The organism is Corallococcus sp. AB018 (genome assembly GCF_003986945.1).
Classification (GTDB): Bacteria; Myxococcota; Myxococcia; order Myxococcales; family Myxococcaceae; genus Corallococcus; species Corallococcus exiguus.
The window spans coordinates 40,718-67,608 of the sequence record NZ_RAWR01000022.1 but is presented as its reverse complement, the minus strand read 5'-3'; the positions used below and the strand labels follow the sequence as shown (position 1 = coordinate 67,608).

The following is a 26,891-nucleotide window of genomic DNA, read 5'->3' as shown; positions in this document are numbered from 1 at the left end:
CGGAAGGGGAGGTGATGATCTCCACCTCGACCGCCTTCTCGCGCAGCCGGGCGGTGCGTCCGGCGGACGACAGCGCGGGGTCCACTGCCCACAACAGCCCGAAGATGAGGGCGTGCAGCGCCAGGGATATCAGTCCGGCCCATCCGAGACGTCGCAGCACCCGCATGCTCGGACACTTCCCAGAAAGCGCGCCCTGTCTCAACACATAGGGAGGGGGGCGTTCGCGAACCGACGTCCCACCCGCCGAGCAGGCAACCCTTCAACGCATGAAACGTCCCAGGGGTGACTCGACGCCCGCCGTGAGTCCTGCTGTGCTGCCGCCTTCCTCGTGCCTCCCATGCCCCTCGCCTGTCTGGACGAACCCACGTTCATGGACCTCCTGCTCGGGACGCTGCCCTCCGACAGGGCGGCGCTCGTCGACGAGCACCTGGACACGTGCCCCTCCTGCCGCCGCATGGTGTCCGAGGCGCTGAAGGTGCAACCGCCCGCGGACTCCGGGCTGGCTGTTCCAGAGGAGGAGGTCCTCGACAGCCAGCTGGCGACGCTGGCCGTGGACCCGTGGCGCGGAAAGAAGCCGCGCCTGAGGCTGCCCACGCCGCCGCTCGCGCGCGGCACGGCGGTGGGGCGCTACCTCATCCTGGAGATGCTGGGCGTGGGTGGGATGAGCGTCGTGTACGCCGCCTATGACCCGGAGCTGGACCGCCGCGTCGCGCTCAAGCTCCTCCAGGTGGAGGCGCTGGGGCTGGGTGCGGAGGCCGGACGCACGCAGGTGCTGCGCGAGGCGCAGGCCATGGCCCGCGTCTCCCACCCGCACGTCGTCTCCGTCTTCGACGTGGGCACCTTCGGCCGGCAGGTCTTCCTGGCCATGGAGCTGGTGGACGCGCACACGCTGCGCAAGTGGGAGCACGACGGCCCGCACCCGTGGCGCCAGGTGGTGGAGGTCTTCCTCGCCGTGGCCCGGGGGCTCGCCGCCGCGCACGCGGTGGGTGTCGTGCACGGCGACGTGAAGCCGGAGAACATCCTCGTGGCCCAGGATGGCCGCGTGCGCGTCACCGACTTCGGCCTGTCGCGCATCATGTTCGGCGCCGTGGTCCCGCCGGTGCTGCCGGGAAGCCCCGCGCATCCGCGAGCCATGGAGGGCGGCACGCCCGCCTACATGGCCCCGGAGCAGTTCCCGCCGGAGGAGCGCACCGACGCGCGCAGCGACCAGTTCGGCTTCTGCGTCGCGCTCTACGAAGGCCTCTACGGCGAGCGCCCCTTCGCGGGCGCCACGGTGGAGGAGCTGTCCCAGGCGGTGCATGCGGGGCGCGTGAAGAGCGTGCCCCGGCACTCCGGCGTGCCGCAGTGGCTGCGCAAGGTGGTGGTGAAGGGCCTGTCGGTGAAGCCCGAGGACCGCCACGCGTCCATGGAGGCGCTCATCGCCGCGCTGGATGCGGACCCGGCGGCGCGCCGGACGCGGCGGCTGCGCGTGGCGGGCGCGTCGCTGCTGCTCCTGTCCGCGGTGGGCCTCACGCACGTCCTCAACCGCCGCGACGTCACGGGCTGCGAGGGTGCCGCCCGCGCCATGGACGGCGTGTGGGACGCGTCCCGGCAGCACGCGGTGGAGGCGGCCTTCGTCGGCACCGAGCGCCGCTTCGCGCACGACGCCTTCAGGCACGTGCGCCGGGGGCTGGACTCGTACACCGCCGCGTGGGTGACGACCCGCACTGCGGCCTGCGAGGCCACCCGCGTGCGCCACGAGCAGAGCGAAGCGGTGATGGCGCTGCGCATGCGCTGCCTGGACGCGCGGCTCGCGGACGTGGCCGCGCTCACGCAGTTGTTCACGCAGGCGGACCCGGACCTGGTGGAGCGGGCGCCCCGCGCGGTCGAGGGGCTGACGCCGCTGGCGGGCTGCTCGGACGTGGAGGCGCTGACGTCGCGCGGCCACTCCTCATCCGATGATCCCGCTGCAAGGGACCGCACGGTGGCGCTGCTCCAGGCGCTCGTGGACGCAAGGGCGCTGCGCGCCGCCGGCCGCTATTCGCAGGGAGTGGCGCGCGTGGAGCCGGTGGCCCAGTCGGCGCGCGCCGCGGGGGACTGGTCCGGCGCCGCGGACGCGCTGCTGCTGCTCGCGGAGCTGAAGGACGGGGCCGGAGACTACCGGGGCGCGGAGGCCACGGTGCTCCAGGCCGCGTGGACCGCGGAGGCCGGCCGCAACGACGACGCCGCCGCCCGGGCGTGGACGTTGGCGGTGCGCGTGACGGGCGAGCGGTTGGACCACTACGTCCAGGGACAGCAGGCCGCGGAGCGCGCCAGCGCCGCGGTGGAGCGGCTGGGCGCCAGCAGGGAGCTGGCCGGCGCGCTCGCCATGAACCTGGGCCGGCTGTTGTCACGCCAGGGCCGCTACCCGGAGGCCCACGAACAGCTCACCCGCGCGCTGTCCTTCCTGGAGAAGCGCTTCGGCCCGGAGGCCCTGGAGGTCGCGGACGTGCGCGTGGAGCTGGGCACCGTGCGCCGCTCACAGGGGCGCGCGGAGGAGGCCCTGGGCCTGTACGAGCGCGCATTGGGCACCGTGCGCGGAGCGCTGGGGCCCGAGCACCCGGACGTGGCGCGCATCCGCCTGGAGCAGGCCAGCGTTCGCTGGCAGCAGGGCGACTTCGTTCAGTCGGAGCGGCTGGCCCGGGGCGCGCTGGCGCTGCTGGAGCGCTCGCTGGGCCAGGACCACCCGCAGGTGGCGGACGCGCTCAACAGCCTGGCGCTGGCGCTCCAGTACCAGGGCAAGCGCGAGGAGGCGCTGCCCCTCTACGAACGCGCGCTGAGCATCGCGGAGAAGACGGAGGGGCGCGACAGCTCCACGGTGGCCATCATCGTCAACAACATCGGCACGCTGCTGGTGCACATGGGCCGCCTGGAGGAGGCCACCCAGCGCTTCGCCACGGCGCTCGAGCAGGTGGAGAAGAGCCTGGGCCCGGACCACCCCACGCTGGCGCTGGTGCTCCGGGGCATGGGGCAGACGCTCAGCTACCGCAACCAGCCGGACCAGGCCCTGCCGTACTTCCAGCGCGCCGCCGCGCTCCAGACGTCCCTGCCAGACGACGTGAACGGCGGCTGGACGGGGGCGCTGGTGGACCTGGGGCGCACGTACATGGTGCTCGGCCGTCCGCGCGAGGCGCTGGCCCCGCTGGAGCAGGCCGTCGCCGGTTGGGAGCGCGCCCGGCCCCGACCCGCGGAGCGCCCCGCCGCGCGCTACATGCTGGCCCGCGCGCTGTGGGACGCGAAGCAGGACCCGGCCCGCGCCGTCCGGCTCGCCGCCGAGGCCCGCCAGGAGGCCGCATCGCTCCCCGACGAGGAGTCCTCCGTGCCGGAGCTGCGCCAGGCGATGGACCGCTGGATCGCCAAGCTGCCCCCCGCCGCGCGCAGGGACATCAAGGCCGCCATGGCCACGCCGAAGCCCGCGGACCCCGCCAGGGACGCGCTCGTCCGGTAATCGCCTCGTCAGAAGCGCCAAGGCCCTGGAGCGAGCACGAATGGGCCACGTTATACGGAGGGTGGAATGACGCTCCTCACGGACTCCCCTGTCGCCGCCCTCCCGCCGGACGCGGGTGTGGACGCCCTGGCCAAGCTGCTGCGCGGACGCCGCGTCGTGGTGCTCACCGGAGCCGGAATCAGCACCGAGTCCGGCATCCCCGACTATCGCGGCCCGGAGACGCGCCACAAGGTGCGCAACCCCATCCAGCACCGCGAGTTCCTGCACCAGCCGGAGGTGCGTCAGCGCTACTGGGCGCGCAGCCTGCTGGGCTGGCCGCGCTTCACCACCGCCCGGCCCAACGACGCGCACTTCGCGCTCACCGCGCTGGAGAAGGCGGACGTGGTGCCCGGGCTCATCACCCAGAACGTGGACGGCCTGCACCACGCGGCGGGCAGTGAGCGCGTGCTGGAGCTGCACGGCGCGCTGTCGCGGGTGCGCTGCCTGGCGTGTGGCGCGCAGGAGCCTCGCGCGTCGCTCCAGGCGCGGATGCTGGGCCTCAACCCGGACTTCGCGCACACCATCGTGGAGCTGCGTCCGGACGGCGACGCGGAGTTGTCGCAGGAGGCCGTGGAGGGCTTCCGCGTCCCCGCGTGCACGCGCTGTGGCGGGACGCTGAAGCCGGACGTGGTGTTCTTCGGGGACAACGTCGCGGCGCCGCTGGTGCAGGACGCGTTCGCGCTCGTGGAGGAGGGGGACGCGCTGCTGGTGGTGGGCTCGTCGCTGACGGTCTACTCCGGCTATCGCTTCGTCACGCGCGCGGCGGAGCAGCACATGCCCATTGGCATCCTCAACATCGGGGAGAGCCGGGGCGATGGCCTCGCGGATGTGCGCGTGGAGGCGCGAGCGGGGGAGGTCCTGCCCCGGCTCGCCCAGGCGCTGACCCGTACCTGACGTTCCTCCTCCCACACCGGGCGTGCAGCCGGGCTCGGGGGCTTCGGGCTCGGCACCGAATGGGCACGCCAGGGGAGGGGTCAAGTGTGCCATCATTCCCGGCTTCGCGAGGCACGCGCGCCAGGCCGTGCCCGCCGGGACGGAGACACAGGGCCGATGGACACCGGGCGCCCACTGGGCGGCAGGTACGCGCTGGAGCGCAGGATTGGCGGCGGTGGCATGGGTGCCATCTGGCGCGCGGTCGACCTGCAACTCCAGCGGCACGTGGCCCTCAAGCTCATCGCCTCCGACGTCGTGGCGCGCACGCCGGAGGCCCACCGCCACTTCGAACAGGAAGCCCAGTCCGTGGCCCGGCTGCGCCACCCGCACGTGGTGCAGGTGCACGACTCCGGCGTGGACGGCGGCGTGCCGTACATCGTCATGGAGCTGCTGGAGGGCGAGGACCTGGAGACGCGCCTCACCCAGCAGGGGCGCCTGTCCCCGGCCCGCGTGGCCGCGCTCGTCACGCCGGTGTCCCGGGCGCTGGCGGCGGCGCACGCGGCGGGGCTCGTCCACCGCGACCTGAAGCCCGCCAACCTCTTCCTCGCCCACGTGGACGGGGAGGAGGTGGTGAAGGTGCTCGACTTCGGGCTCGCGCGCTCGCTCATCCCCACCAGCACGCCCGCGCAGGCGGAGGGCCTCACCGGCACGCTGCGCTACATGAGCCCGGAGCAGCTGCGCGCCGACCCGGACCTGGACGCGAGAGCGGACCTCTGGTCGCTCGCGGTGGTGCTCTACCGCGCCCTCACCGGCCAGTTCCCCTACGGGCCTGAGTCCGTGGGCGCGCTCCTGCGAGGCGCCTTCCACCCTCCCGCGGTGCCCGTCTCGCAGCTGGTGCCGGAGCTGGGCGCTGGCGGTGACGCCTTCTTCCAGCGCGCCCTGCACCCGACGCTCGCGCAGCGCTTCACGTCCGCGCGCGAGCTGGCCTCGGCCTTCGTCGCGCTGGTGGAGGCGGGCCGCGCCGGGCAGGCCGCCACGGTGCTGGTGGTGGACGACGAGCCGGACGTGGAGCTGCTCATGCGCCAGCGCTTCCGCCGGCACGTGCGCGACGGCGTCTACCGCTTCGTCTTCGCGCGCGACGGCGAGGAGGCGCTGGAGGCCCTGCGCCAGCACCCGGACACGCACGCGGTGCTGTGCGACCTGAACATGCCGCGCATGGACGGGCTCACCTTCCTGTCGCGCGTGGGCGAGGTGGATCCGCTGGTGAAGGTGGTCATGGTCTCCGCGTACGGCGACCTGCCCAACCTGCGCACGGCGATGAACCGGGGCGCGTTCGACTTCCTGGTGAAGCCGGTGGACCTGGACGACCTGGAGTCCACGCTGGCCAAGACGGTGCGCCACGTGGCGGAGCTGCGCCGCGCGGTGCGCTCCACGGAGGAGAACGCGCTGCTGCGCATGTTCGTCCACGGCGGCATCGTGGACCGGGTGCTGCCGCTGGTGCGTGGCCCCGGCGCGCTCGCGGGCGAGCAGGTGGACGCCACGGTGGCCTTCCTGGACGTCGCGGACTTCACCGCCGTCACCCGGGAGCACCCGCCGGAGTCCGCGCTGCGCCGGCTCAACGCCAACTTCGAGGTCATCCTCCCGGAGCTGGAGTCGCGCGGCGGCGTGGTGGACAAGTTCCTGGGCGACGCCGTGATGGCCGTCTTCCAGGGCGAAGGCCACGTGTCGCGCGCGCTGGACGCCTGCCTCGCGGTGAAGCAGCGGCTGCAGGGCCTGGCGTGGAGCGGCGGTGACGCGTCTCCGTATGCCCATGGCGTCTGCATGGGCGTGGACACCGGGCCGGTGCTGTCCGGCAACGTGGGCGCGGCCGGGCGCGGGCGCCTGGACCACACGGTGCTGGGCGACGTGGTGAACACCGCGGCCCGGCTCGCCACCGTCGCCGCGCGCGACCAGGTGCTGGTGAGCGAGACGCTGGCCGCACGGCTCCAGGACGCCTTTGACTGCCGCCTCGCCGGAGACCGCCACCTGCCAGGGCCCAGAGGCCCGTCGCTCGCGGTGCGCGAGGTGGTGGCCCGCCACGGCAGCCAGTCCGAGTCCTCCGCGGACCGCACCTCCGAACAGGTGGCCCCCGCTGTCCTGGAAGCGCCCGCATCCCCGCCCCGGCCCGGTGCCTTCACGGCCAAGGGGCCCACCTGAAGCCTGCCCCCTCCACGCGGTCTTGAGCCCATGCGCGTCATCCTCAATCCAGGCCAGGTGGATGAACGGGTGGTGATGCTGCCGGAGGGCACCACCACCATCGGCCGCACCGAGGAGAACGGCATCCGCGTGCCGCACCCCAGCCTGTCGCGGCGCCACGCCCGGCTGGAGCGCGCGGGCGGGCGCGTGGTGCTGGTGGACCTGGACAGCAAGAACGGCAGCTTCGTGGGGCCACACCGCGTGTCGCGCCAGGAGCTGGGCCACGGCCAGTCCTTCCGCTGCGGCGAGGTGTTCTTCCGGCTGGTGTCCCTGGACACGCCGCTGCCGGACGGCTGGGGCCCGCTGCGCACGCAGCCATTGGAGACGCGCTTCTCCGGCGGGTCCACCATGGAGGCGCTGCTCGACACGCGCTCTCCGGACCGCACCCGCGACAAGCTCCAGGTGCTGCTCAAGGTGGGCCAGGTTCTGTCGTCCCCGGGCCCGGTGGACGGGCTGCTGGAGCGCGTGCTCCAGCTCGTCTTTCAAATCTGGGCGGTGGACCGGGCGGCGGTGCTGTTGGTGGACCGCGACACGGGGACGCTGGAGCCGCGGGTGTCCCGTGGCGCGCGGGGTGGGGCGTTGCCGGAGCGCTTCTACAGCCAGCACATCGTGGACTACGTGCACTCGCGCGGCGTGGCGGCCCTCTTCACCGACGCGCAGGACGACGCGCGGCTCGTGGGCGCGGACTCCGTCTTCCGCCAATCCATCCGCGCCTCGCTGTGCGTGCCCCTGCGCACGCGGGACGCGGTGCTGGGCGTGCTGTACCTGGACAGCCTCACGCAGGGAGGCCTCTTCACCGACGAGGACCTGGAGTTCCTCACCGCCTTCGCCAACCAGGCCGCCATCTCGCTGGACCACGCGCACCTGGCGCGGCGGCTGGAGGAGGAGGCGGTGCTGAGAAATGCCTACCAGCGCTTCTTCCCGCCGGACGTCGTGCGCCAGCTGAAGGCGCTGCGAGGCGTGCCGCTGGAGGTGCGCGAGGCGAACGTCACCATCCTCTTCTCCGACATCACCGGCTTCACCGCCATGTCCTCGCGCCTCAAGCCCCGGCAGGTGGTGGACATGCTCAACGCGTACTTCCCGGTGATGGCGGACGTCGTCTTCCGCCACGAGGGCACGCTGGAGAAGTACATCGGCGACGCGCTGATGGCCGTGTGGGGCGCCCCCTTCGCCCGGCCGGACGACGCGGACCGGGCCGTGCGCGCGGCCGTGGAGATGCAACAGGCCCTGGCGGACCTCAACGCCCGTTGGCGGGCGGAGGGCGTGCCGGAGATTCAGGTGCACATCGGGCTCAACTCCGGCCCGGTGGCCGCGGGCAACATCGGCTCGGAGCGCTACCTCCAGTACGCCACCGTGGGAGACGCCACCAACGTCGCGGCCCGCGTGTGCGGTGTCGCGCGCCCGGGCGAGGTGCTGGTGACGGACGCCACGCGAGCGCTCCTGGACGCTGACGGCTTCGCGCTGGAGCCCCTGGCCCCGGTGCGGGTGAAGGGCCGTGACGAGCCCCTGTCCCTCTTCCGCGTGCGCGCCTGACGGCTACTCCGCGTCCTGGCCCAGCCGCTCCGGCTGGAGGAGGATGATCTGCCCGCCCTCGAAGCTGAGCATCCCCTCGCGCACGTAGTAGCGCAGCCACTTGTTGACGCTCTCGCGGGTGACGCCGCACAGGTTGGCCAGCTCCGACTGCGTGAGCTTGGGGGTGATGACCAGCCCGTCGGGGGCCTGCTTCCCCTGCGTCTTCGCCAGCTCCAGCAGCACCCGCACCAGCCGGCTCCGCGCGTCCAGGAACGCCGAGTCGTACACGAGCTGCGTCGTGCGCCGCACCAGCCGGCTCATGTTCGCCAGCAGCGCCAGGCTCACCTGCGGCCGCGTCTCCAGGTAGCGCCGGAAGTCATCTCGCTGGAGCGTCAGGAGGTGGGCCTCCTCGCGCGCCATCGCGTCCGTGGAGCGCATCTCGCCGTCCAGCAGCGACAGCTCCCCGAAGGCGTCCCCCCGGTCCAGCAGCGCCAGGGTGATTTCGCGCCCCTCGCTGGAGGAGAGCCGGATGGCCACCTGGCCGCGCCGGATGATGAACAGCGCGGTGCCCACGTCCCCCCGGTGGAAGATGACCTCCCCCCTCGCGAAGCGCCGGGGCTGGAGGAGCGACGACATGTTCTCCAGGTCCTCCCGGCCGAGGCTCTCGAACATGGGGATTTCGGCCAGCAGCTGCGCGTAGGACATGGGGGGAGGTCCATTCTGCCCGGAATCCCTGGATGCAGGTAGGGAAGCCTCCCATCCAGGTCCGGTGGACAAGTCCGGCGGGTGTGAACGCCTTCACACCGGGCTTGTGGGCCGCTTCACAGATCGAAACAGAGGGTCCCGGTACTGTTCCTTCATCGCAGCACGGGAAGCAGGGGGGCCCGCGCAGCAGCAACACGGTGAGTCACGGAGTCGGGGGACTTCTTAGCTCACCGCGGCACGCGCGGGAAATGGGGGGGACCGCAGGGGCTGGCACATAGAAGGGGGAAGCGTCGAGTTTCTGAGGGGGAATTCGACGCGAATACGAGTGCCGGCTCCCGCTGGAGCCTGAAAGCAATGGAACCCGGGCCTGAAGGCCTGTCGCTCCGGGGGGAGTGACGGCCTTCAAGTCCGGGTTGTTTTATTTGGCCAGGGCCACCGCGGGCGTGAGCGTCAGCGTGGCCTCGCGGTGCTGCTCCACGGCCTGGCGCGTGTGGAGCATGGGGTGGAACTCCACCTTGCGGTTGAGCTCCATCAAGTCGTCGCGGTGCTTGTGGAACAGGTGCTCCGACTGCCCCGGCGAGTGGATGGACACGGAGCGGGACAAATCCCCCAGGTCGACAATCATCCGCAGCGCGGTGCCGTGGACCACCTTGAAGGGGTTGCTCCAGACGAACGACGCGCCGTCCACGGAGTAGTTGTCGCCCCGGGCCGGCACCGGGCGGCTGTTGAAGACGCGCCGGATGGGGCCGGGGATGGCGGGCCCGCCCAGCAGCTGGTGCGCGTAGGTCAGCTGGTGCACCTGGCCCCAGGCCCACGCCTCGGGCTTCGGGCCGTACGTCTTCGCAAGCCATGCGATGGCCACGCCCAGGGCCGCGCGGAGGATGTCGTCGCGCGTCTCCTTCTCCGGCGTCTTCGGGTCATCCCACCAGGCGCTGTCCGGCTGGGACATCAGGCCGATGACGAAGGGCATGTGCAGGCTGCCGTGCCGTTCGTACTGGCCCATCAGGTATTCCTTCACCAGCGACGGCTCCAGCTTGTGCTGGAGCAGCTTGCGCAGCACTTCGATGTACCAGGCCTGGAACACCGTGGCGCCTACGGCCTCCGGCTCGAAGCGCAGGTCCCACGCCTTCAGCGCGTCCACCGCCTGGCGCTGGAGGTCGTCCGCCGGGAGCGCCGCCGCCAGGAAGTAGGGGCGCAGCGTCTCCGCGGGCAGCGAGTACGTCTGCGCCTGGATGTCCCGCATGGACTCCACGGTGTGCTGCGTGCCCGCCTCCAGCAGGTCGGTGATGCGCTTCGCGCGGTAGCCGGGGAACCAGTTGTGCGCGATGAGGTGCGGGTAGTCGTCGGACGTAATCTTGTTGTTCGCCGTGGCCGCGTAGCCCGCGGGCGGGTTGAAGGACGCGGGCAGTTCCTCGAAGGGGATGAAGCCCGTCCACTCGGATTCGCCCGTCCAGCCCGGCATGGGGATGAGGCCCTGGTGTCCCTGGCGGATGGGAATCTTCCCCGTGGCCTGGTAGCCCACGTTGCCGGCCGTGTCCGCGTAGACGAAGTTCTGGCCCGGCCCCTCCCAGCACTTCATGGCGGCGCGGAAGGACTCCCAGTCCGTCGCCAGGTTGAGCTTGAGCACGGCGTTGATGAGCGGCTGGCATTCCCGGTGCGCCCACCTGAGCGACAGGGGCTCGCTGTCCTTCAGGTCCTCCGCCATGACGACATTCATCAGCGGGCCGTGGCGGGTGCTCCGCACCTCCAGCACCACGGGCGCGCCGCCCTTGACGGGGATCTCCTCGCGGCGCACCTCCAGGTCGTGCCAGACGTCCTGGTAGAGGTACTTCTTGGGCGCCTTCGGGTCGTCCAGCTTCTCGATGTAGAAGTCCTGGGTGTCCGGCCCCAGGTTGGACATGCCCCAGGCCACCTTCCCGTTGTGGCCGACAATCAGCATGGGCACGCCGGGCAGAGAGAAGCCCACGTGCTGGAAGCGGCCGCCGTGCAGGCCGTTCTCGTACCAGGTGGACGGCATGCTCAGCGGGATGTGCACGTCGTTGGCGAGCAGCGGCTGGCCGCTCTTCGTGCGCTGGCCGTGCACCACCCAGTTGTTGCTGCCGGAGACGATGTTGGGGTCGCCCAGCACATCGTCCACGCTGTCCAGGCCGGACATCGCCTTCACATTCTTCAGGCCCGGCAGGCGCGCCTCCTTCGGAACGATGAGCGGCGTCTCCGGCGCGTTCTGCGGCAGCAGCGCGTTGGCCACGTCTTCGCCCACCGCCGCCACCAGCCGCGCGCGGAAGAGCTCGATGCGGTGATTGCCGCCCAGCATCAGCGCCAGCATGTTGCCGCGCGCGAGCGAGTCCACGGGCGTCCACGGCGCGGGCGCCGTGGCCATCACGGTGAACTCGTAGGGCAGCGGCTCCGCGGCGATGCGCGCGTTCATGCCCGCGCTGTAGGCCTCCAGGATGGCGCGCGCCTCCGGGTCCACCTGCGCCCAGGCCTTTTCGGCCATGTCGCGCAGGCCCATGGTGAGCAGGAACGTGTCCGCGCCCACGCCCATGGGGCCCAGCAGGGTCCCGAGCCGTCCGTCCACCAGCCGGCGGCCCATCTCCAGCTGCCACAGCCGGTCCTGCCCGTGCACGTAGCCCTGGGCGAAGAACAGGTCGTGCTCGTCACTGGCGAAGATGTGAGGCACGCCCCACGTGTCGCGCAGCACCTCCACCTTGCCGTGCAGGCCGGGCAGGGTGAGCGTGCCTTCCTCGCGCGTCCAGCGGCGGCGGGCGGCGTGTCCGGGAGCGCGTCCGGCAGCTCCTTGTCCAGGTTGCGCAGGCGCGGGTTGAGCCACCCGACCGTGACGTTCGCGAGCGTCAGCAGGCCCAGGACGATGAAGATGACGGCGATGCCGCGCCCCGGGCCCACGCCCAGCAGGCGGCCCATGGTGCTGGCGAGCACGCCCCCCTCGCGCATGGCGGGCTCGAAGATGTCATCCGCGAGCGGCCCCGCGATGAGGCTCGCGAACGGCGACACGCAGAGGATGACCATCCGCTTCACGGCGGCGGCGCGACCCTGGAGGTCCGAGGGAATCTTGCGCTGCCAGATGGACTGGATGCCCGCCATCACGGGGGGCATGGTGAACAGATAGAGCGCGGCGGCGGCGGCGACCAGCGGCACGCTGGGCGACGGCGCGGCCATGAAGAGCACCACGCCCGAAAACGCATGGAAGCCGAGGATGCCGTACAGCGGGTTCTTGGGGCCGCCCCACACGCCCATGCCGATGCCGCCCAGGAGCGCGCCCACGCCCGCGATGGACGCGATGCGGCCCAGCGTGGAGATGTCCGTGAAGGCGAGCACCAGGGGGGTGATCAACAGCACCACCAGGTCCATGCACAGCACGGCCACGCCGGTGAAGGCCATCAGGGACAAGAGCCCCTTGCGCGCGCTGATGAAGCTCCAGCCCTGCTTCATCTCCGTGAGCAGCGACCCCTTGCCCTGCTGGCCCGCCTCGGAGGCGACGGGCCGAGGGAAGCGGACCATCAGCAGGGTGGTGACGGCGATGAGGAAGCTGCAGACGTCCACCGTCAGCACGCCCACCAGGCCCACGCTGTCGATGAGCGCTCCCGCGATGATGGGGGAGAGGATCTGGCTGGCGCCGCTGGCCACCTCCGCCATGGCGTTGGCGCGGCCCAGGTGCTGCTTGGGCACGATGAGCGTCACGGTGGCGAAGAAGGCCGGCCAGCGGAAGGCGCCGAAGCACGAGCCCAGGGAGACGGGCAGGTAGAAGTGCCAGGTCTCGAGCTTGAACATCCCCCGGTCGCTGGCCATCAACATGCCGAAGATGAGCAGGGTGGTGAAGCCGTTGCCCAGGTCCGCCAGCAGCATGGCGCGGCGGCGGTCCCACCGGTCGATGAGCGTCCCCGCGATGGGGGACAGCACCACCATGGGGGCGAGCGCGAAGAAGGACAGCAGCGCGAACTGCGTGGTGGAGCGCGTGTCGAGGAAGACCTTCGCGCCCACGCCGAAGGACGTGAGGCCGGAGCCGAGGATCGAGATGAGCTGGCCGAACCAGGTGATCCAGAAGACCCGCATGGGCTGGGTGATGGTCAGGCGTTGCGCGAGGCTCATTCCAAGTCTCTTTCTCCTGGGGGGCAGGAGGGTCAAGGGCCCGCGCACCGTACTACGGGAGTGCGCGCGGGCCCGGCGTTGCTAGGGGGATTTCAGCTCTGCTCCAGCTCCGCGAGCATGGCTTCCAGGGCTTCGGGGTCGAGCTGACTGGCGCTCGCCTCCACGATGGCCACCGTCATCACCTCCACGGTGGGGGACTCGAAGAGGGCGCGCATGGACAGCTCGACCTGGAAGGCCTCGCGGATGCGCGACAGCAACTGCACGCCCAGCAGCGAGTGGCCGCCCAGCTCGAAGAAGTTGTCGGTGATGCCCACCGACTCCAAGCCCAGCAGGTCCTGCCAGAGCGCGGCGACCTTCTCCTCGGTCTCGTCGCGCGGCGCGACGAAGGCGTTGGCGAGCGGGGGACGCGGGTGCTTGCCGCTGGCGCTTCCGCCCGCGCGGGAGGTGGAGGCACCGTCGCGAGCCACCTGACGCCGCGCCTCCAGTGACCCGAGCGACGCGAGGAAGCGTCCTCCGGTGGGCTGGGTGAGCAGCGCGCGCAGGAGGCGGAAGCCCTCGGTGGGGGAGATGACGGCGTCGGGCCGGAAGCCCTCGCCCACGCCCCACACGTCCCAGTCCACGGTGTACCAGCGGGTGCCGCCCAGCCGGGCCTGCCGGGCCGCCACCGCGTCCATGCCGGAGTGCGCCGCCGCTACCGCGCTGACCGCCATGCCGCCCAGCACCACGGTGAGGGAGGACTGCACGATGACGAAGTCCGGCTGCCGTGACGACAGCGCCTCCGCCAGCTGCGTGAGGCCTCCGAAGCGGCCGGACAGCAGCGGAGTGGTGGCCTCCGGCGTGGCCTCGGCCACGGAGATGCGGGTGGCCATGCCGCCGTCGCCGGCCGCGTAGAAGACGCCGTCGATGCGGCCGAACTTCGACTCCGCGACCTGGAGCGCCTTGTCGAGCTGACCGGGGATGCCCGCGTCCGCGCGCAGCGCCAGGACCTGTGCGCCTGAGCGCTCCAATGCGCGCATGCGGTCGATGGCCTTGGACGTCGCGTCCTGCGCGTCATGGCCCGCGCGCCACGCGTCCCATTCTCCGGGAGCGGGCAGCGTGCGGCGAGACAGCAGCACGAGCTTCGGCTTCACCGCCTGCGTGAGCTGCTCCGCGAGCGCAAGGCCCACGCGGCCCAGACCCCCGACGATGACGTAGACCCCACCGTCCTTGAGTCCGGCCTGCTCCGTGGAGGCCGGGACGTCGATGGTCTCGAACGCCTCGACGTGCCGGTACGGACCGCGCAGCGCGACCACGGGGTCCTTGCCGGCGGCCAGCTCCGTCACCATCCGCTCCAGCCACGGGCCGGACGCGGACTCGTCCGGCGCGGGCCAGGTGACGTCGACGGCGCGCACGGTGAGGCCGGGGTACTCCTGCGGCAGCACGCGGCTGGCACCGACCGCGGCCGCCTGCCAGGGCAGCAACGGCTCTTCACCCGTGACGTCCTGGGCGCCGGTGGTCACCACGTCCAGCATCACGGGCGTCTTCGCCGCGCCCGGGCCCACGGCCTTCGCCAGCGCGAGCAGTCCGTGGACGGACGTCGCGAGCCCCGACTCCAGGTCGCGCGGCTCCTTCACCAGCGGCCACAGGTAGGCGATATGCGCGGGCGTCCAGTCCTCGCCACGCAGGCGCTCCAGGTGCTCGCTCAGCGCGTCGGGCGAGGCCACATCCACGGCGAAGCGCTTCGTCACTGGATCCGACGCGCCCTGTCCCGCGACGAGCGACACCACGTCCGCGCCCGCCTGGCGCAGCCGCTCCGACACGCGTGCAGCCACCGGCGTGTCCGCTTCCAGCACCAGCCAGCGCTGGCCGGAAAGCGACGGCACTTGCGGCGAGGCGCGCGTGCGCGGCCACGCGGGGACGGTCAACTCCACGCCCTGCGTCGTCACAGTCCGCGCGGCGGCGGCGCGAGGCAGCGCGGGCGGCGGGCCCTTGAGCAGGTCGTAGCGCTCGCGCTGGAAGGGGTAGGCGGGCAGGGGGATGCGGCGGCGGGCCTCGCCCTTGTAGGCGCGGCCGGCAGTCGACTTCGCGCCCGCGAGCCACAGCTTCGCGAACGCATCCGTGGCGTGCGTGAGCGCGTCCTGTTGGGCGTCGCGCGGCGCGGGCAGCGTCGAGAGGATGGCCGGGAAGGTGCCTTCGGCGGCGTTGCGGCGCACCAGCGTGGCCAGCGCGTTGCCGGGGCCGAGCTCCAGGAAGACGTGCTCGGGGTCGTTCAACAGCAGCGTCGCCGAGTCCTGGAATCGCACGGCGTCGCGCAGGTGACGCGCCCAGTACGCCGGGCTCACCGCGTCCTCGCGCGTCACCCAGGTGCCGGTGACGTTGGACAGGTAGAGGTCCTTCGGCTCCTTGCGCGCGACCTTCGCCACCGACTGGCGGAACTCCTCCACGATGGGGTCCATCATGTGGGAGTGGAACGCGTGCGACGTGTGCAGCCGCGACACCTCCACCTTCTGCGCCTCCAGCTTCGCCTGGAGCGCGTCCACCGCGTCGGTGGGGCCCGCCACGACGGTGAAGCCCGGCGCGTTCACGGCGGCCACGGAGATGCGCGCATCCATCAGCGGTGCCAGAGCCTCCGGCGTCATCCGCACGGACAACATGGAGCCCGAGGGCAGCGACTGCATCAGCCGGCCGCGCGTGGCCACCAGCGCCAGCGCGTCGTCCAGGCTGAACACGCCGGACAGGCACGCGGCCACGTACTCACCGATGCTGTGGCCCACCATCGCCTGCGGCGTCACACCCCAGGACGCCCATAGCTTCGCGAGCGCGTACTCGATGACGAACAGCGCGGGCTGCGTGAGGGACGTCTGCTTGAGCTGCTCGGTGGCCTTCTCGCGCCCGTCCGCGGGCGGATAGAGCACGGTGCGCAGGTCCAGGCCCAGGTGCGGCTTCAGCTTCTCCGCGCACGCGTCCACCTCCGTGCGGAAGGCGGGCTCCTGCTCGTAGAGGCCCCGGCCCATGTCCACGTACTGCGAACCCTGGCCGGAGAAGAGGAACACCACCGGCCGGCGCGTATTGGTGCCGGAGCCACCCAGCAGCCGCCGAGCGTCCCGCAGCGCCGCCTTCGCATCCGCCACGTCCTTCACCACCACCGCGCGGCGATGCTCGTGCGCATGCCGGCCCACCTGGAGCGTGTAGGCCACGTCCGCCAGGGACACGTTCGGATTCGCGTCCAGGTGCGCGGCCAGCCGCTCCGTCGCCGCGTCCAGCGCCGCGAGCGTGCGGGCGGACAGGGGCAGCACGTGCCACGCACGGCGCGACGGCGCGGGGGCGGCGCTCTTCGGGGCCTCCTCCAGGATGACGTGCGTGTTGGTGCCGCCGATGCCGAAGGCGCTCACGCCCGCGCGACGAGGCCCGTTCGCGGACGTCCACGGACGGGGCTGCGAGGGCACGAAGAAGGGCCCCGCGTCGAAGTCGATGACGGGGTTGGCCTGTTGGAAGTGGGGGCTCGCGGGAATCTCGCCGTGCTCCATGGCGAGCACTGTCTTCACCACGCCCGCGATGCCGGCCGCCGCGTCCAGGTGGCCGATGGCCGCCTTGAGCGAGCCCAGCGCCACGCGCTTCTGGCCCGTCTCCTTTCCACCGAAGGCATGGTTGAGCGCGGCCACTTCAATCGGGTCGCCCAGCGGGGTGCCTGTCGCGTGGGCCTCCACGTACTGGATGTCGTCCGGCGTGACGCCAGAGATGGCGAGCGCCTCCGCGATGACCGCGGCCTGGCCCTCCACGCTGGGCGCGGTGAAGCCCACCTTGCCCGCGCCGTCGTTGTTCACCGCCGTGCCCAGCAGCACGCCGTGGATGGTGTCGCCGTCCTTCAGCGCGTCGGACAGACGCTTGAGCACGACCACCGCCGCGCCCGCGCCGCGCACGGTGCCGTTGGCCTTCGAGTCGAACGCGCGGCAGTAGCCGTCCGGCGAGAAGATCATCCCCTCCTGGTAGAGGTAGCCCGCCGTCTGCGGGAAGGACACGGACGAGCCGCCCGCGAGCGCCATGTCGCTCTCGCCGGACAGCAGGCTCTGGCACGCCAGGTGGAGCGCCACCAGCGAGCTGGAGCACGCCGTCTGCACCGTCGCGGAGGGGCCTCGCAGGCCCAGCCGGTGGGACACGCGCGTCGCCACGTAGTCCTTGTCGTTGGCCAGCATCACGCCGAACGAACCGGCCGCGTCCATCAGGTCCGGCTGCCGCATCAGTGCGCGCAGCAGGTACGAGCTCAGGCTCACGCTGGCGTAGACGGCCACCGCGCCCTTGAAGCGGCCCGGGTCGTAGCCGGCGTTGTCCAGCGACTCCCACGCGCACTCCATGAAGATGCGCTGCTGGGGGTCCATCAGCTCCGCCTCGCGCGGGCTGTAGCCGAAGAGGCCCGCGTCGAACTCCGTGGCGCCCTCCAGCACATAACTGGAGCGCACCCACTGCGGATGGGCGCGCAGGGCAGGGGGAACGCCCGCGTCGTCCAGCTCCGCGTCCGTGGGCACGCGGCGCGCGTCGCCACCGCGCCGGAGCATCTCCCAGAAGCCCTCCAGCGTCTGCGCACCCGGGAAGCGGCCCGACAGGCCGACGATCGCGATGCGCTCCTCGCCACCACCCACTGTGTCACTCATCCGCGTCTCCATCCGTTTCCACCCGACCGCGCGAGGCTCCCGCGCGGCGGTTGACCGTGCGTCGCGCCTCGGCACGGGAGCGGCCTGCCTGCGCCGCGTCCTCCGAGGGCGTGTCCTCCCGGCGCGACAGCCGCGCCGCCAGTGCCCGCACGGTGGGGTACTGGAAGAGGTCCGTGAGCGCCAGCGTCACGCCCAGCTCCGCCGTCAACCGGCGGTGGAGCTGGAGGGCGAGCAGCGAGTTGCCACCCAGCTCGAAGAAGGGGTCGTCCAGGCCCACCTGCTCCACGTGGAGCAGGTCCTTCCATGCCTGGGCGATCTGCTGCTCGATGGCCGTCCCCGGCGCCACGAAGGGCCGCGAAGGATCCGCGCCACCGGACTCTGGCGCGGGCAGCGCCTTGCGGTCCGCCTTGCCGTTGGGGCTGAGCGGCATGCGCTCCAGCACCACGATGTTGGACGGGACCATGTACTCGGGCAGCCGCTCCAGCAGGTAGGTGCGCAGCGCCGCGCCCTCCGGCTTCGCGTCCTTGCCGGTGACGTAGGCCACCAGCCGCTTCTGTCCCGGCCGGTCCTCGCGCGCGAGCACCACCGCCTGGCGCACCGTGGGGTGCTTCTCCAGCGAGGACTCAATCTCGCCCAGTTCGATGCGCAGGCCGCGGATCTTCACCTGGAAGTCCGCGCGGCCCAGGTATTCGATTTCTCCGTCCGGCAGCCACCGCGCCACGTCGCCCGTGCGGTACATGCGCGCGCCCGGCACCGTCGCGTACGGATCCGGAATGAAGCGCTCTGCCGTCAGCGAGGGCCGCGCCAGATATCCGCGCCCCACCTGCACGCCGCCGATGTACAGCTCGCCCGCCGCGCCTTGCGGCACTGGCTGGAACTCCGCGTCCAGGATGCGGATCTGCGTGTTGTCCACCGGCCGGCCAATGGGCACGGAGCGGCGGCCATCGTTCGCCTGGCACGCGTGGAACGTCACGTCCACCGCGGCCTCGGTGGGGCCGTAGAGGTTGTGCAGCCCCGCGCCGGGCAGCGTGCGCAGGCACAGCTCCTTCAGCTCCAGCGGCAGCGCTTCACCGCTGCACACCACGCGCTTCAGCGACGTGCACTCGGCCACGCCCGGCTCGTCCAGGAAGGCCTGGAGCATGGACGGCACGAAGTGCAGCGTGGTGACGGACGCGGAGGCAATCAGCGACTTGAGGTAGCTCGGGTCCTGGTGTCCGCCGGGCTTCGCGACCACCAGCTTCGCGCCCGTCATCAGCGGCCAGAAGAACTCCCAGACGGACACGTCGAAGCTGAACGGCGTCTTCTGGAGCACCACGTCCCGCGGCGTGAGCTGGTAGGCGGACTGCATCCACAACAGGCGGTTCACCACCGGGCCGTGCGCGTTCATCGCGCCCTTGGGTCGGCCCGTGCTGCCAGACGTGAAGATGATGTACGCCAGCGAGTCCGGCGTGGCAGTCGGCGCGGGCGCGGTGGTGGGCTCGCGGGCAATCTCCTCCCAGCCCGTGTCCAGCTTCACCACCTTCGCATCCGACGCCGGAAGCCGCGCGAGAAGCCGCTCCTGCACCAGCAGCACCGGCGGACGCGCGTCCTCCAGCATCCAACCCAGGCGCTCCTGCGGGTAGCCCGGATCCAGCGGCACGTAGGCGCCGCCCGCCTTCAGCGTGCCCAGCAGGCCCACCACCATCTCCAGCGAGCGCTCCACGCACAGGCCGACGCGGACTTCCGGTCCCACGCCGTGCTTGCGCAGCGCGTGCGCCAGCTGGTTCGCGCGGGTGTCCAGCTCGCGGTAGGTGAGGCGGCTGCCCTCGAACTCCAGGGCGACGGCGTCCGGCGTGCGCGCCACCTGCGCCTCGATGAGCGACGTGAGCGTCGCGTCCTTCGGGTGCGTGACGGCGGTGTCGTTCCAGTCCTTCATCACGCGCTGCCGCTCGGCATCGGGCAGCAGCGGCAAGCGGGAGATGGGCACGTCCGGCTGCGCGACGATGCCTTCGAGCAGCGTCAGGTAGTGGCCCAGGAGCCGCTCCGCGGTGGAGCGCTCGAAGAGGTCGGTGCTGTACTCGGCGATGACGCGCAGGCCCTGCGGCAGGTCCACCAGCAGGAGCGACAGGTCGTACTTCGTCGTGCCGGTGTCCACCGGCTTCGCCTCCATCACCAGACCCGGGGCCTCCAGGGCCGGCATGGGCGCGTTCTGCAGGACGAACATCACCTGGAAGATGGGCGAGTGGCTGAGGTGCCGCTCCGGCTTGAGCGCGTCCACCAGCCGCTCGAAGGGGATGTCCTGGTGCGCGTACGCGTCCAGCGTGGACTCGTGCACGCGGTTCAGCAGCTCCTTGAACGTGGGCTTGCCGGACAGGTCCGAGCGCAGCGCCAGCATGTTCACGAACAGGCCGATGAGCCCCTCCACCTCCGCGCGCGGACGGCCCGCGATGGGCGTGCCCACCACGATGTCGTCCTGCCCGGTGTAGCGGGACAGCAGCACGTTGAAGGCGGACAGCAGCGTGACGAAGAGCGTGCGGCCCTCGCGCTGGCCCAGCGCCTTGAGCGCCTGGGTGAGGGCGGGGGACAGGTGCATCACCTGCCGCTCGCCCTTGGAACTCATCAGCGCCGGACGCGGCTTGTCCTGGGGCAGCTCCAGCAGCGCGTTGGGGTTGAGCCGGTTCTTCCAGTAGGTGAGCTGGCGCTCCAGCTCCGCGCCCTGGAGCCATTCCTTCTGCCACGCCGCCCAGTCCGCGTACTGCAGCGGCAGGGGCTTGAGCGGCGAGGGCTGACCTTCCAGGCACGCGCGGTACAGCACCGCCAACTCGTGCACGAGCACGCCCATGGACCAACCGTCGGAGACGATGTGGTGCTGATCCACCAGCAACACCTGCTCGCCGTTGCCCAGGAGCATCAGCACCGCGCGCAGCAGCGGCCCCTGCTCCAGGCTGAACGGCTGCTGCGCGAGCGTGACCACGCGCCGCTGGGCCTCAGCCTCGCGCTCGGTCACCGGCAGTCCCTGGAGGTCCATCACCTCCAGCGGCACTTCGCCCGTGGAGGCGATGACCTGCGCGCCGCCGCCTTCGCGCTCCTGGAAGGTGGTGCGCAGCGTGTCGTGCCGCTCCACCAGCAGGGCCAGGGCGCGGCGCAGCGCGTCCGTGTCCACGGTGCCCGTCAATCGCACCGCGGTGGGCATGTGGAACGCCGCGCTGCCGGGGCTCCACTTGTCCAGGAACCACATCCGCTCCTGCGCGAAGGACAGGGGCGCCTGCTTCGAGGCAGGGCGCGACTTGTCCTTCAGGAGCTGCGCCAGGCGTGCTCGCTTCTCTTCGGGCGTCATGTTCAGGCCGCGTCCTCGCTGCTGCTGCTACCACCACCGTCACCGCCGCCCGCGTCTTCCAGCACCGCGAGCAGCTCCGCCACCTGTTCGTCCGACAGCTGGTCCATGTTCTCCAGCAACTTCTCCGCCTCCGCCGCGGACACCTTCTGCTTCGCGGCGGGCGTGGCCACCGGCTGCGCGGTCACCAGGGGCTGCGTGGGCGTGGCGCCCTCCACGGAGTAGCCCAGCCGCTCAATCACCGCGTGGGTGGAGGCGTCGAAGGGGCGGGGCCATTTGATCCGCTTCCAGGACTCGCCCATCTTCTTCTCGATGCCCTGGTGCTGGAGGATGTTCGGGTCGCCCAGGCCGCCCATCATGCGGTCCTTCTTGCCGTCGTACGGCTGGACCATGCGCTCGTCGAACTCGAGCCCCAGGAACCGGGCCACGCCGGTCATGACCTTCGTGGGGTCCGCGACCAGGTCCTCGTAGCGCACCCAGTGGCAGCGCTCGCGGCCGATGCCGTCGAAGAAGTTGAGCAGGTTCCGGTTGGACAGGGCCCACACCGTCTCCGCCACCACGTAGGGGTCCACGTCCGCGTCGCCGAAGAGGCCGGCGGCGAAGAGGCGGTCGAAGCGCATCCGGAGGATGGACTCCATCACCGGGAGCGGGTGGCGGTAGAGGTAGATGTACTTGTTGCCCTCGAACATCCGCTCCGCGCGCTCCAGCGTCTCCACGTCCATGGCGTACGTGGGCGTCTTGTCCACGAGCAGCCGGGGCGAGGACTTCTCCTGGAGGCGGCGGTAGACGTCCTGCGCGGACACGTCATCCGCGACCAGCCGGTCCACCAGCGCGGCGCCGGCGGGCGAGTCCAGCTTCTCCAGCTCCATGAGCGCCCACTGCAGGCCGCCCGTGGTCCACTCCATCTCGCTGCCGAAGCCGATGTTCTCGCGCCACTCGCGCATGCCCTCGAAGAAGAGCAGGTTCACTTCCGGCGGGCAGAACAGCCGCGGGTGTCCCGCGAGCATCACGCGGAACAGCGTGGAGCCCGCGCGCGGGCTGGAGTGCACGAACACCATGGGCGGGTTCTTCTTCGCCGTGTTGGTGCGCTGCATGCCGGACGTCTGCGCGCGATAGGGCTTGAGCGGATACGCGGACAGCGGCTTGTTCTCCGCGAAGCGCTGCGGGTCCTGCAGGCGGTCCATCTCCACCAGCAGGTACTTGGACAGCTCCGGGATGGACGGGTGCGCCTGCACCTCGTGCGGGTAGAGCTGGAACTTGAAGTCCTGCCGCAGGTCGTACTCCAGCTCCGCGCCCAGCGCGTGCAGGTCGTAGCCCTTGAGGCTGCCGTCGGCGGGCAGCTTGTCCAGCGGGATGCGCAGGCCTTCCGAGATGTGGTGGCGCAGGTACTCGGTGAGCAGGGCGGGGCGCTCGGTGGGGAACGCGGTGCGCAGGCGCTCCGCGATGGGCTTCTCCGTGGAGGCCGCGCGCTTGCCCAGCTCCTGCTCCACGCGCCCGGCGACGCCCGCGACGGTGGGCGTCTCGAAGAGGCCGCGCAGCGACAGGTCCACCTTCAGCACCGCGTGGATGTGGTTGCGCAGCTGCGTGGCCAGCAGCGAGTGGCCGCCCAGCTCGAAGAAGTTGTCGTTGATGCCGATGCCGCCGATTCCCAGCACCTGCTCCCAGATGCCCGCGACGGTCTTCTCCAGCTCCGTGCGAGGCGCGGCGTAGGGCGTGAGGATGGAGGGCCGCGCGTGCTTGTTGCCCTTCGCCGCGTCCTTCTTGCCCTTCTCCGTCTTCGCGGCACGAGGCCCCTGACGGCGGCGCGCGGCCAGGTCACCGGTGGAGACAGCCAGCCGGCCACTCTCGCCATGCGACAGCGCGCGGCGCAGCGCCTCCAGGCCTTCGGCGGGCTGGATGGCGAACTGGGCCAGCGTGGGGGACAGCTCCGCCATGGCCTGCGCGTCCGCGAACTGCCACGCGTCCCAGTCCACGCTCAGCCACGGGTAGGCGAAGCCCTCCGTGCGCGCTTCCGCGAAGGCGTCCATGAAGGCGCTGGCGGAGGCCTGCGCCACCTGACCCAGGCCGCCCAGCACGGACGACAGCGACGACACGAGGAGGCAGAACGCGGGGCCTTCCTTCGGGAGCACCTCTTCCAGCACCCGCACGCCGTGCACCTGCGGGCGGAAGTGCCAGGCGCACTCGTCCGGGCCCGTCTCCGCGATGGTGCCCAGCGTGGCGCCCTGCATGCCGCCCGCCGCGTGGATGACGCCGTCGATGCGGCCGAAGCGCGCCACCGCCGCGTCCACCACGCCGCGCATGGACTCCACTTCGGTGAGGGACGCCGGCAGCACCAGCATCTCCACGCCCGTGCGCTCCAGGGCCAGCGCGCGCTGGATGCGGCGGGACACCGCGTCCTCCACGCCGTGCTTCTCCACCCACGCCGTCCACTGGCCGCGGCTGGGGAAGTCCGCCGTCTCCACCAGCGTCAGCTTCGCGTGGTGAACCGTGGCCAGCTCGGACGCCAGCGCATGTCCGATGCCGGTGAGGCCGTCGGTGATGAGGTACGCGCCGCCGTCGCGCAGCACCTCCGCGCCGGCCGCCTCCAGGCGCACGGGCTCGAAGGTCTGCACCCAACGCTGGCGGCCACGCAGGGCCACCACCGCGTCACGCGGTTCGGCGCGCAGCTCCGCGGTCAGCCGGTCCGCCACCGCGCTTGCGTCGCCGGGCACCACGTCCACGAAGCGGCACGCGAGGTTCGGGTACTCCTGCGGCAGCACGCGCGAGGGGCCCACCAGCAGGGACTGCTCCGGCAGCTGCGCGTCCGCCTGCTCCACGCGGGCGGAGCGGCTGGTCACCACGGACCAGGTGAGCGGCTCGATATGGCCCGTGTCGCCCAGGGCGCGAGCGAGGAACAGCTGGCTGTGGAAGCCCAGGTCCAGCGACTTCTCCTGGGACACAGGCTCGCGCGACAGGCTCCACAGGTGCACCACGTTGGAGAATGCGCGGCCCTGCTTCTTCAGCGCCTCCAGCACCGCGCAGAAGTCCTCGCGGCGCGCCGGGTCCACCGTGAACGTGCCGTCCGGACGCTGCTCGAAGCGCGCGCCGGGGACGACGCGGAAGACGTCTCCATCCAGCTTCGGCGCCAGGGCCTCCGCCACGCCGGTGTCGTCCGCGAGCACCAGCCAGCCCGCGCCCGCCGCGTCCTTCGCCTTGGGTAGCGGGGACAGCTTCCACGACGGCGCGTAGAACCAGTCCGCCACGTCCGAGCGCTTCGCCAGCGACGCGGGCGCGTCCGCGCGGGCACCACCGCCCAGCGGCTTCGCGTCGATCCAGTAGCGCTCGCGCTGGAAGGGGTAGGTGGGCAGCGGCACGCGGCGGCGCTGCTCGTTGCCCGCGAAGCCCTTCCAGTCCACCGTCACGCCGCCCAGCCACAGCCGGCCCAGCGCGCCCAGGAGCACCTGGAGGTCCGGCGCCTGCTCGCGCGGGTGACGCGTGGAGGAGATGAGTACGCGCGCTTCCGCGCCCGGCTGCTGCTTCGCCAGCGTGGTGAGCACCGTGCCGGGGCCCACCTCCAGCAGGGCCGCCTGCGGCCACTTGCGGGAAAGCTCCTGGAGGCCCACGGAGAAGCGCACGGCCTGACGCAGGTGCGTGGCCCAGTAGCCCGGGTCGGTCGCCTGCGCCGCTTCAATCCAGGTGCCCGTCACGTTGGACAGGAAGGGCAGGGTGGGCGCGTTGAGCTTCACCTGGCGCACGCGCTCGGTGAAGGGCGCGAGGATGGGGTCCATCATCGCGGAGTGGAACGCGTGCGACGTGTGCAGCCGCGACACCTCCACGCCCTGCGCCTCCAGCTTTGCCTGGAGCGCGTCCACCGCGTCGGTGGGACCGGCCACGACGGTGAAGCCCGGCGCGTTCACGGCGGCCACGCTGACGTTCGCGGGGAGCAGCGGCTTGAGCGCGGACTCGTCCAGCTTCGCGGACAGCATGGCGCCCGAGGGCAGCCCCTGCATCAGCTTGCCGCGCGCGGCCACCAGCGCCAGCGCGTCATCCAGGCTGAACACGCCCGCGAGGCATGCTGCCACGTACTCACCGATGCTGTGCCCCAGCATCGCGGAGGGCTTCACGCCCCAGGCCATCCACAGCTTCGCCAGCGCGTACTCCACGGCGAAGAGCGCGGGCTGCGTCAGCTCCGTGCGCGTCAGCGCCTGCGTCGCCGCTCCCGCCTTGGAGGCTTCCGGGAAGAGGACCGTGCGCAGGTCCAGGCCCAGGTGCGGCGTCAGCTTGTCCGCGCACGCGTCCAGGTGCCGCTTGAAGGTCGGCTCGGACGCGTACAGGTCGCGCGCCATGCCCACGTACTGCGAGCCCTGGCCGGGGAACAGGAAGGCCACCGGCCGCTCGTGCACGTCCGGCGTGTTCGTCCACTGGCGGGGGCTATTCTCCACCTCCAGCGCGGCGAGCGCGTCGTCTCGGTCACGGCACACCAGCACGCGCCGCTTCGCCATGGCCTGACGGCCCGTCTGGAGCGTGAAGGCCACGTCCGCCAGCGCCTGCGCGGGGTGCGCCTTGAGGTGCGCGGCCAGGTTCTGCGTCGCGGCATCCAGCGCCGCGTCGCTCTTCGCGGACAGCACCAGGAGCTGCGCGGGCCGGGACGCGCCGGACGCGGGAAGGACAGGCGCCTCTTCCAACACGATGTGCGCGTTCGTGCCGCCCACGCCGAAGGAGCTCACGCCCGCGCGGCGCGGATGCTTGGGGTTCGCCTGCCAGTCGGTGAGCTTCGTGTTGACGAAGAACGGGCCGCCCGCGAACGGAATCTCCGGGTTCACCTCCGTCACGTGGAGGCTGGGCGGAATCTGCCGCTGCTCCAGCGTCAGCACGGCCTTGATGAGGCTGGACACGCCGGCCGCGTTGGCCAGGTGGCCGATGTTGCTCTTGAGCGAGCCCACCGGAATCCTGGGCGGGTTCGCCTTCGCCGCCGCCGAGCGGAACTTGAACGCCTTGTTGAGTGCACGCACCTCGATGGGGTCACCCATCTTCGTGCCGGTGCCGTGCGCCTCCAGGTAGCCGATGGTCTCCGGCGCCACGCCCGCCGCGCCCAGGGCCTCGGTGATGACGGTGGCCTGGCCCTCCACGCTGGGGGCGGTGAAGCCCACCTTCAGCGCGCCGTCGTTGTTGATGGCGCTGCCCTTGATGATGGCGTGGATGTGGTCGCCGTCTTCAATGGCGTCCGCCAGCCGCTTGAGCACCACCACGCCCACGCCGCTGCCGAACACCGTGCCCTCCGCCTTCGCGTCGAACGCGCGGCAGTGGCCGTCCGGGGACACGATGCCGCCGGGCACGAAGGGGTAGCCCTCCGGGTGCTTCACGTGCACGGACACGCCACCCGCCAGCGCCAGGTCGCACTCTTCATTCAAGAGGCTCTGGCAGGCCGCGTGCGTGGCGACGAGCGACGTGGAGCACGCGCTGGTGATGGAGTAGCTGGGGCCGCGCAGGTTGAGCTTGTACGCGACGCGGGTGGCCAGGAAATCGCCGCCGTTGTTCACGTCGATCTGCACCTGGTCCATGCCGCTCAACTGGTCGAAGTTGGGGACCAGGTGGAACACCAGGTACGTGTTGGTGGCCGCGCCCGCGAACACGCCGATGGAGCCGTCGAAGCCCTCCGGCGTGTGGCCCGCCTTCTCCAGCGCCTCCCACGCGCACTCCAGGAAGACGCGCTGCTGCGGGTCCATCAGCTCCGCCTCGCGGGGCGTGAAGCCGAAGAAGCCCGCGTCGAACAGCTCCATGCCGGCGAGCGCGGCGCTGGCCTTCACGTGGCGCGGGTCCTTGCGAAGGACCGGGTCCACGCCCAGCTTCTCCAGCTCCGCGTCGGGGACGGGCTGGATGGACTCCACGCCGTCGCGCAGGTTCTTCCAGAAGGAGTCCAGGTCGGGAGCGCCGGGGAAACGTCCGGCCATGCCGACGATGGCGATGGCCTGCGCGTCGATGTTCGATTCAGCGGACATGGGGTGTGCTCGGGCGGCGAAAGGTGGGAGAGGGG

General features: G+C 71.7%; 9 protein-coding genes and 1 pseudogene. 4 read left to right on the top strand and 6 right to left on the bottom strand.

Annotated features, from left to right (window positions below):
* Window positions 1-337 precede the first annotated feature (337 nt).
* The 4 genes from D7Y11_RS07535 to D7Y11_RS07520 all read left to right on the top strand — a co-directional run bounded on the left by D7Y11_RS07535 (window position 338) and on the right by D7Y11_RS07520 (window position 8,146).
* On the top strand, window positions 338-3,466 hold the full coding sequence (locus tag D7Y11_RS07535; RefSeq protein WP_126933354.1) for a tetratricopeptide repeat protein: 3,129 nt from the start codon (window positions 338-340) through the stop codon (window positions 3,464-3,466).
* 66 nt (window positions 3,467-3,532) lie between these two features.
* Window positions 3,533-4,399 carry an NAD-dependent protein deacetylase gene (locus D7Y11_RS07530; RefSeq protein ID WP_126933353.1) on the top strand — a complete coding sequence of 289 codons (867 nt, stop codon included), beginning with the start codon at window positions 3,533-3,535 and terminating at the stop codon, window positions 4,397-4,399.
* A gap of 156 nt (window positions 4,400-4,555) precedes the next feature.
* Window positions 4,556-6,574 carry a protein kinase gene (locus D7Y11_RS07525; RefSeq protein WP_126933352.1) on the top strand — a complete coding sequence of 673 codons (2,019 nt, stop codon included), beginning with the start codon at window positions 4,556-4,558 and terminating at the stop codon, window positions 6,572-6,574.
* A gap of 30 nt (window positions 6,575-6,604) precedes the next feature.
* Entirely contained in the window at window positions 6,605-8,146 is a 1,542-nt protein-coding gene (locus D7Y11_RS07520; protein ID WP_126933351.1) for an adenylate/guanylate cyclase domain-containing protein, read from the top strand.
* Window positions 8,147-8,149: 3 nt separating this feature from the next.
* Here D7Y11_RS07520 and D7Y11_RS07515 read toward each other — a convergent pair whose 3' ends face one another.
* From D7Y11_RS07515 to D7Y11_RS07490, 6 genes and pseudogenes are all read right to left on the bottom strand, one after another.
* Window positions 8,150-8,830, bottom strand: coding sequence for a Crp/Fnr family transcriptional regulator (locus tag D7Y11_RS07515; RefSeq protein ID WP_120563505.1), 681 nt, complete (start codon window positions 8,828-8,830; stop codon window positions 8,150-8,152).
* Between the two features lie 418 nt (window positions 8,831-9,248).
* Window positions 9,249-11,510 (bottom strand): penicillin acylase family protein, encoded by a 2,262-nt coding sequence (locus D7Y11_RS07510; RefSeq protein WP_158641901.1) that lies wholly within the window; start codon window positions 11,508-11,510, stop codon window positions 9,249-9,251.
* 365 nt (window positions 11,511-11,875) lie between these two features.
* Window positions 11,876-12,901 (bottom strand): annotated as a pseudogene (locus tag D7Y11_RS44150) (MFS transporter); the annotation flags it as partial.
* Window positions 12,902-13,029: 128 nt separating this feature from the next.
* Window positions 13,030-17,565: a type I polyketide synthase gene (locus D7Y11_RS07500; RefSeq protein ID WP_158629072.1), complete on the bottom strand. Its 4,536-nt coding sequence runs from the start codon at window positions 17,563-17,565 to the stop codon at window positions 13,030-13,032.
* Complete coding sequence (locus tag D7Y11_RS07495; RefSeq protein WP_121753508.1) at window positions 17,558-20,881, bottom strand: non-ribosomal peptide synthetase; 3,324 nt, start codon at window positions 20,879-20,881, stop codon at window positions 17,558-17,560. Before D7Y11_RS07495 ends, D7Y11_RS07500 begins: the two co-directional genes overlap by 8 nt.
* 2 nt (window positions 20,882-20,883) lie before the next feature.
* On the bottom strand, window positions 20,884-26,856 hold the full coding sequence (locus tag D7Y11_RS07490; protein WP_121753509.1) for a type I polyketide synthase: 5,973 nt from the start codon (window positions 26,854-26,856) through the stop codon (window positions 20,884-20,886).
* Window positions 26,857-26,891: the final 35 nt, after the last annotated feature.

Bases quoted from the DNA above. Each gene is read 5' to 3' on its own strand.
- D7Y11_RS07535 (WP_126933354.1), top strand. From the start codon at position 338: ATGCCCCTCGCCTGTCTGGACGAACCCACGTTCATGGACCTCCTGCTC.
- D7Y11_RS07530 (WP_126933353.1), top strand. From the start codon at position 3,533: ATGACGCTCCTCACGGACTCCCCTGTCGCCGCCCTCCCGCCGGACGCG.
- D7Y11_RS07525 (WP_126933352.1), top strand. From the start codon at position 4,556: ATGGACACCGGGCGCCCACTGGGCGGCAGGTACGCGCTGGAGCGCAGG.
- D7Y11_RS07520 (WP_126933351.1), top strand. From the start codon at position 6,605: ATGCGCGTCATCCTCAATCCAGGCCAGGTGGATGAACGGGTGGTGATG.
- D7Y11_RS07515 (WP_120563505.1), bottom strand. From the start codon at position 8,830: ATGTCCTACGCGCAGCTGCTGGCCGAAATCCCCATGTTCGAGAGCCTC.
- D7Y11_RS07500 (WP_158629072.1), bottom strand. From the start codon at position 17,565: ATGAGTGACACAGTGGGTGGTGGCGAGGAGCGCATCGCGATCGTCGGC.
- D7Y11_RS07495 (WP_121753508.1), bottom strand. From the start codon at position 20,881: ATGACGCCCGAAGAGAAGCGAGCACGCCTGGCGCAGCTCCTGAAGGAC.
- D7Y11_RS07490 (WP_121753509.1), bottom strand. From the start codon at position 26,856: ATGTCCGCTGAATCGAACATCGACGCGCAGGCCATCGCCATCGTCGGC.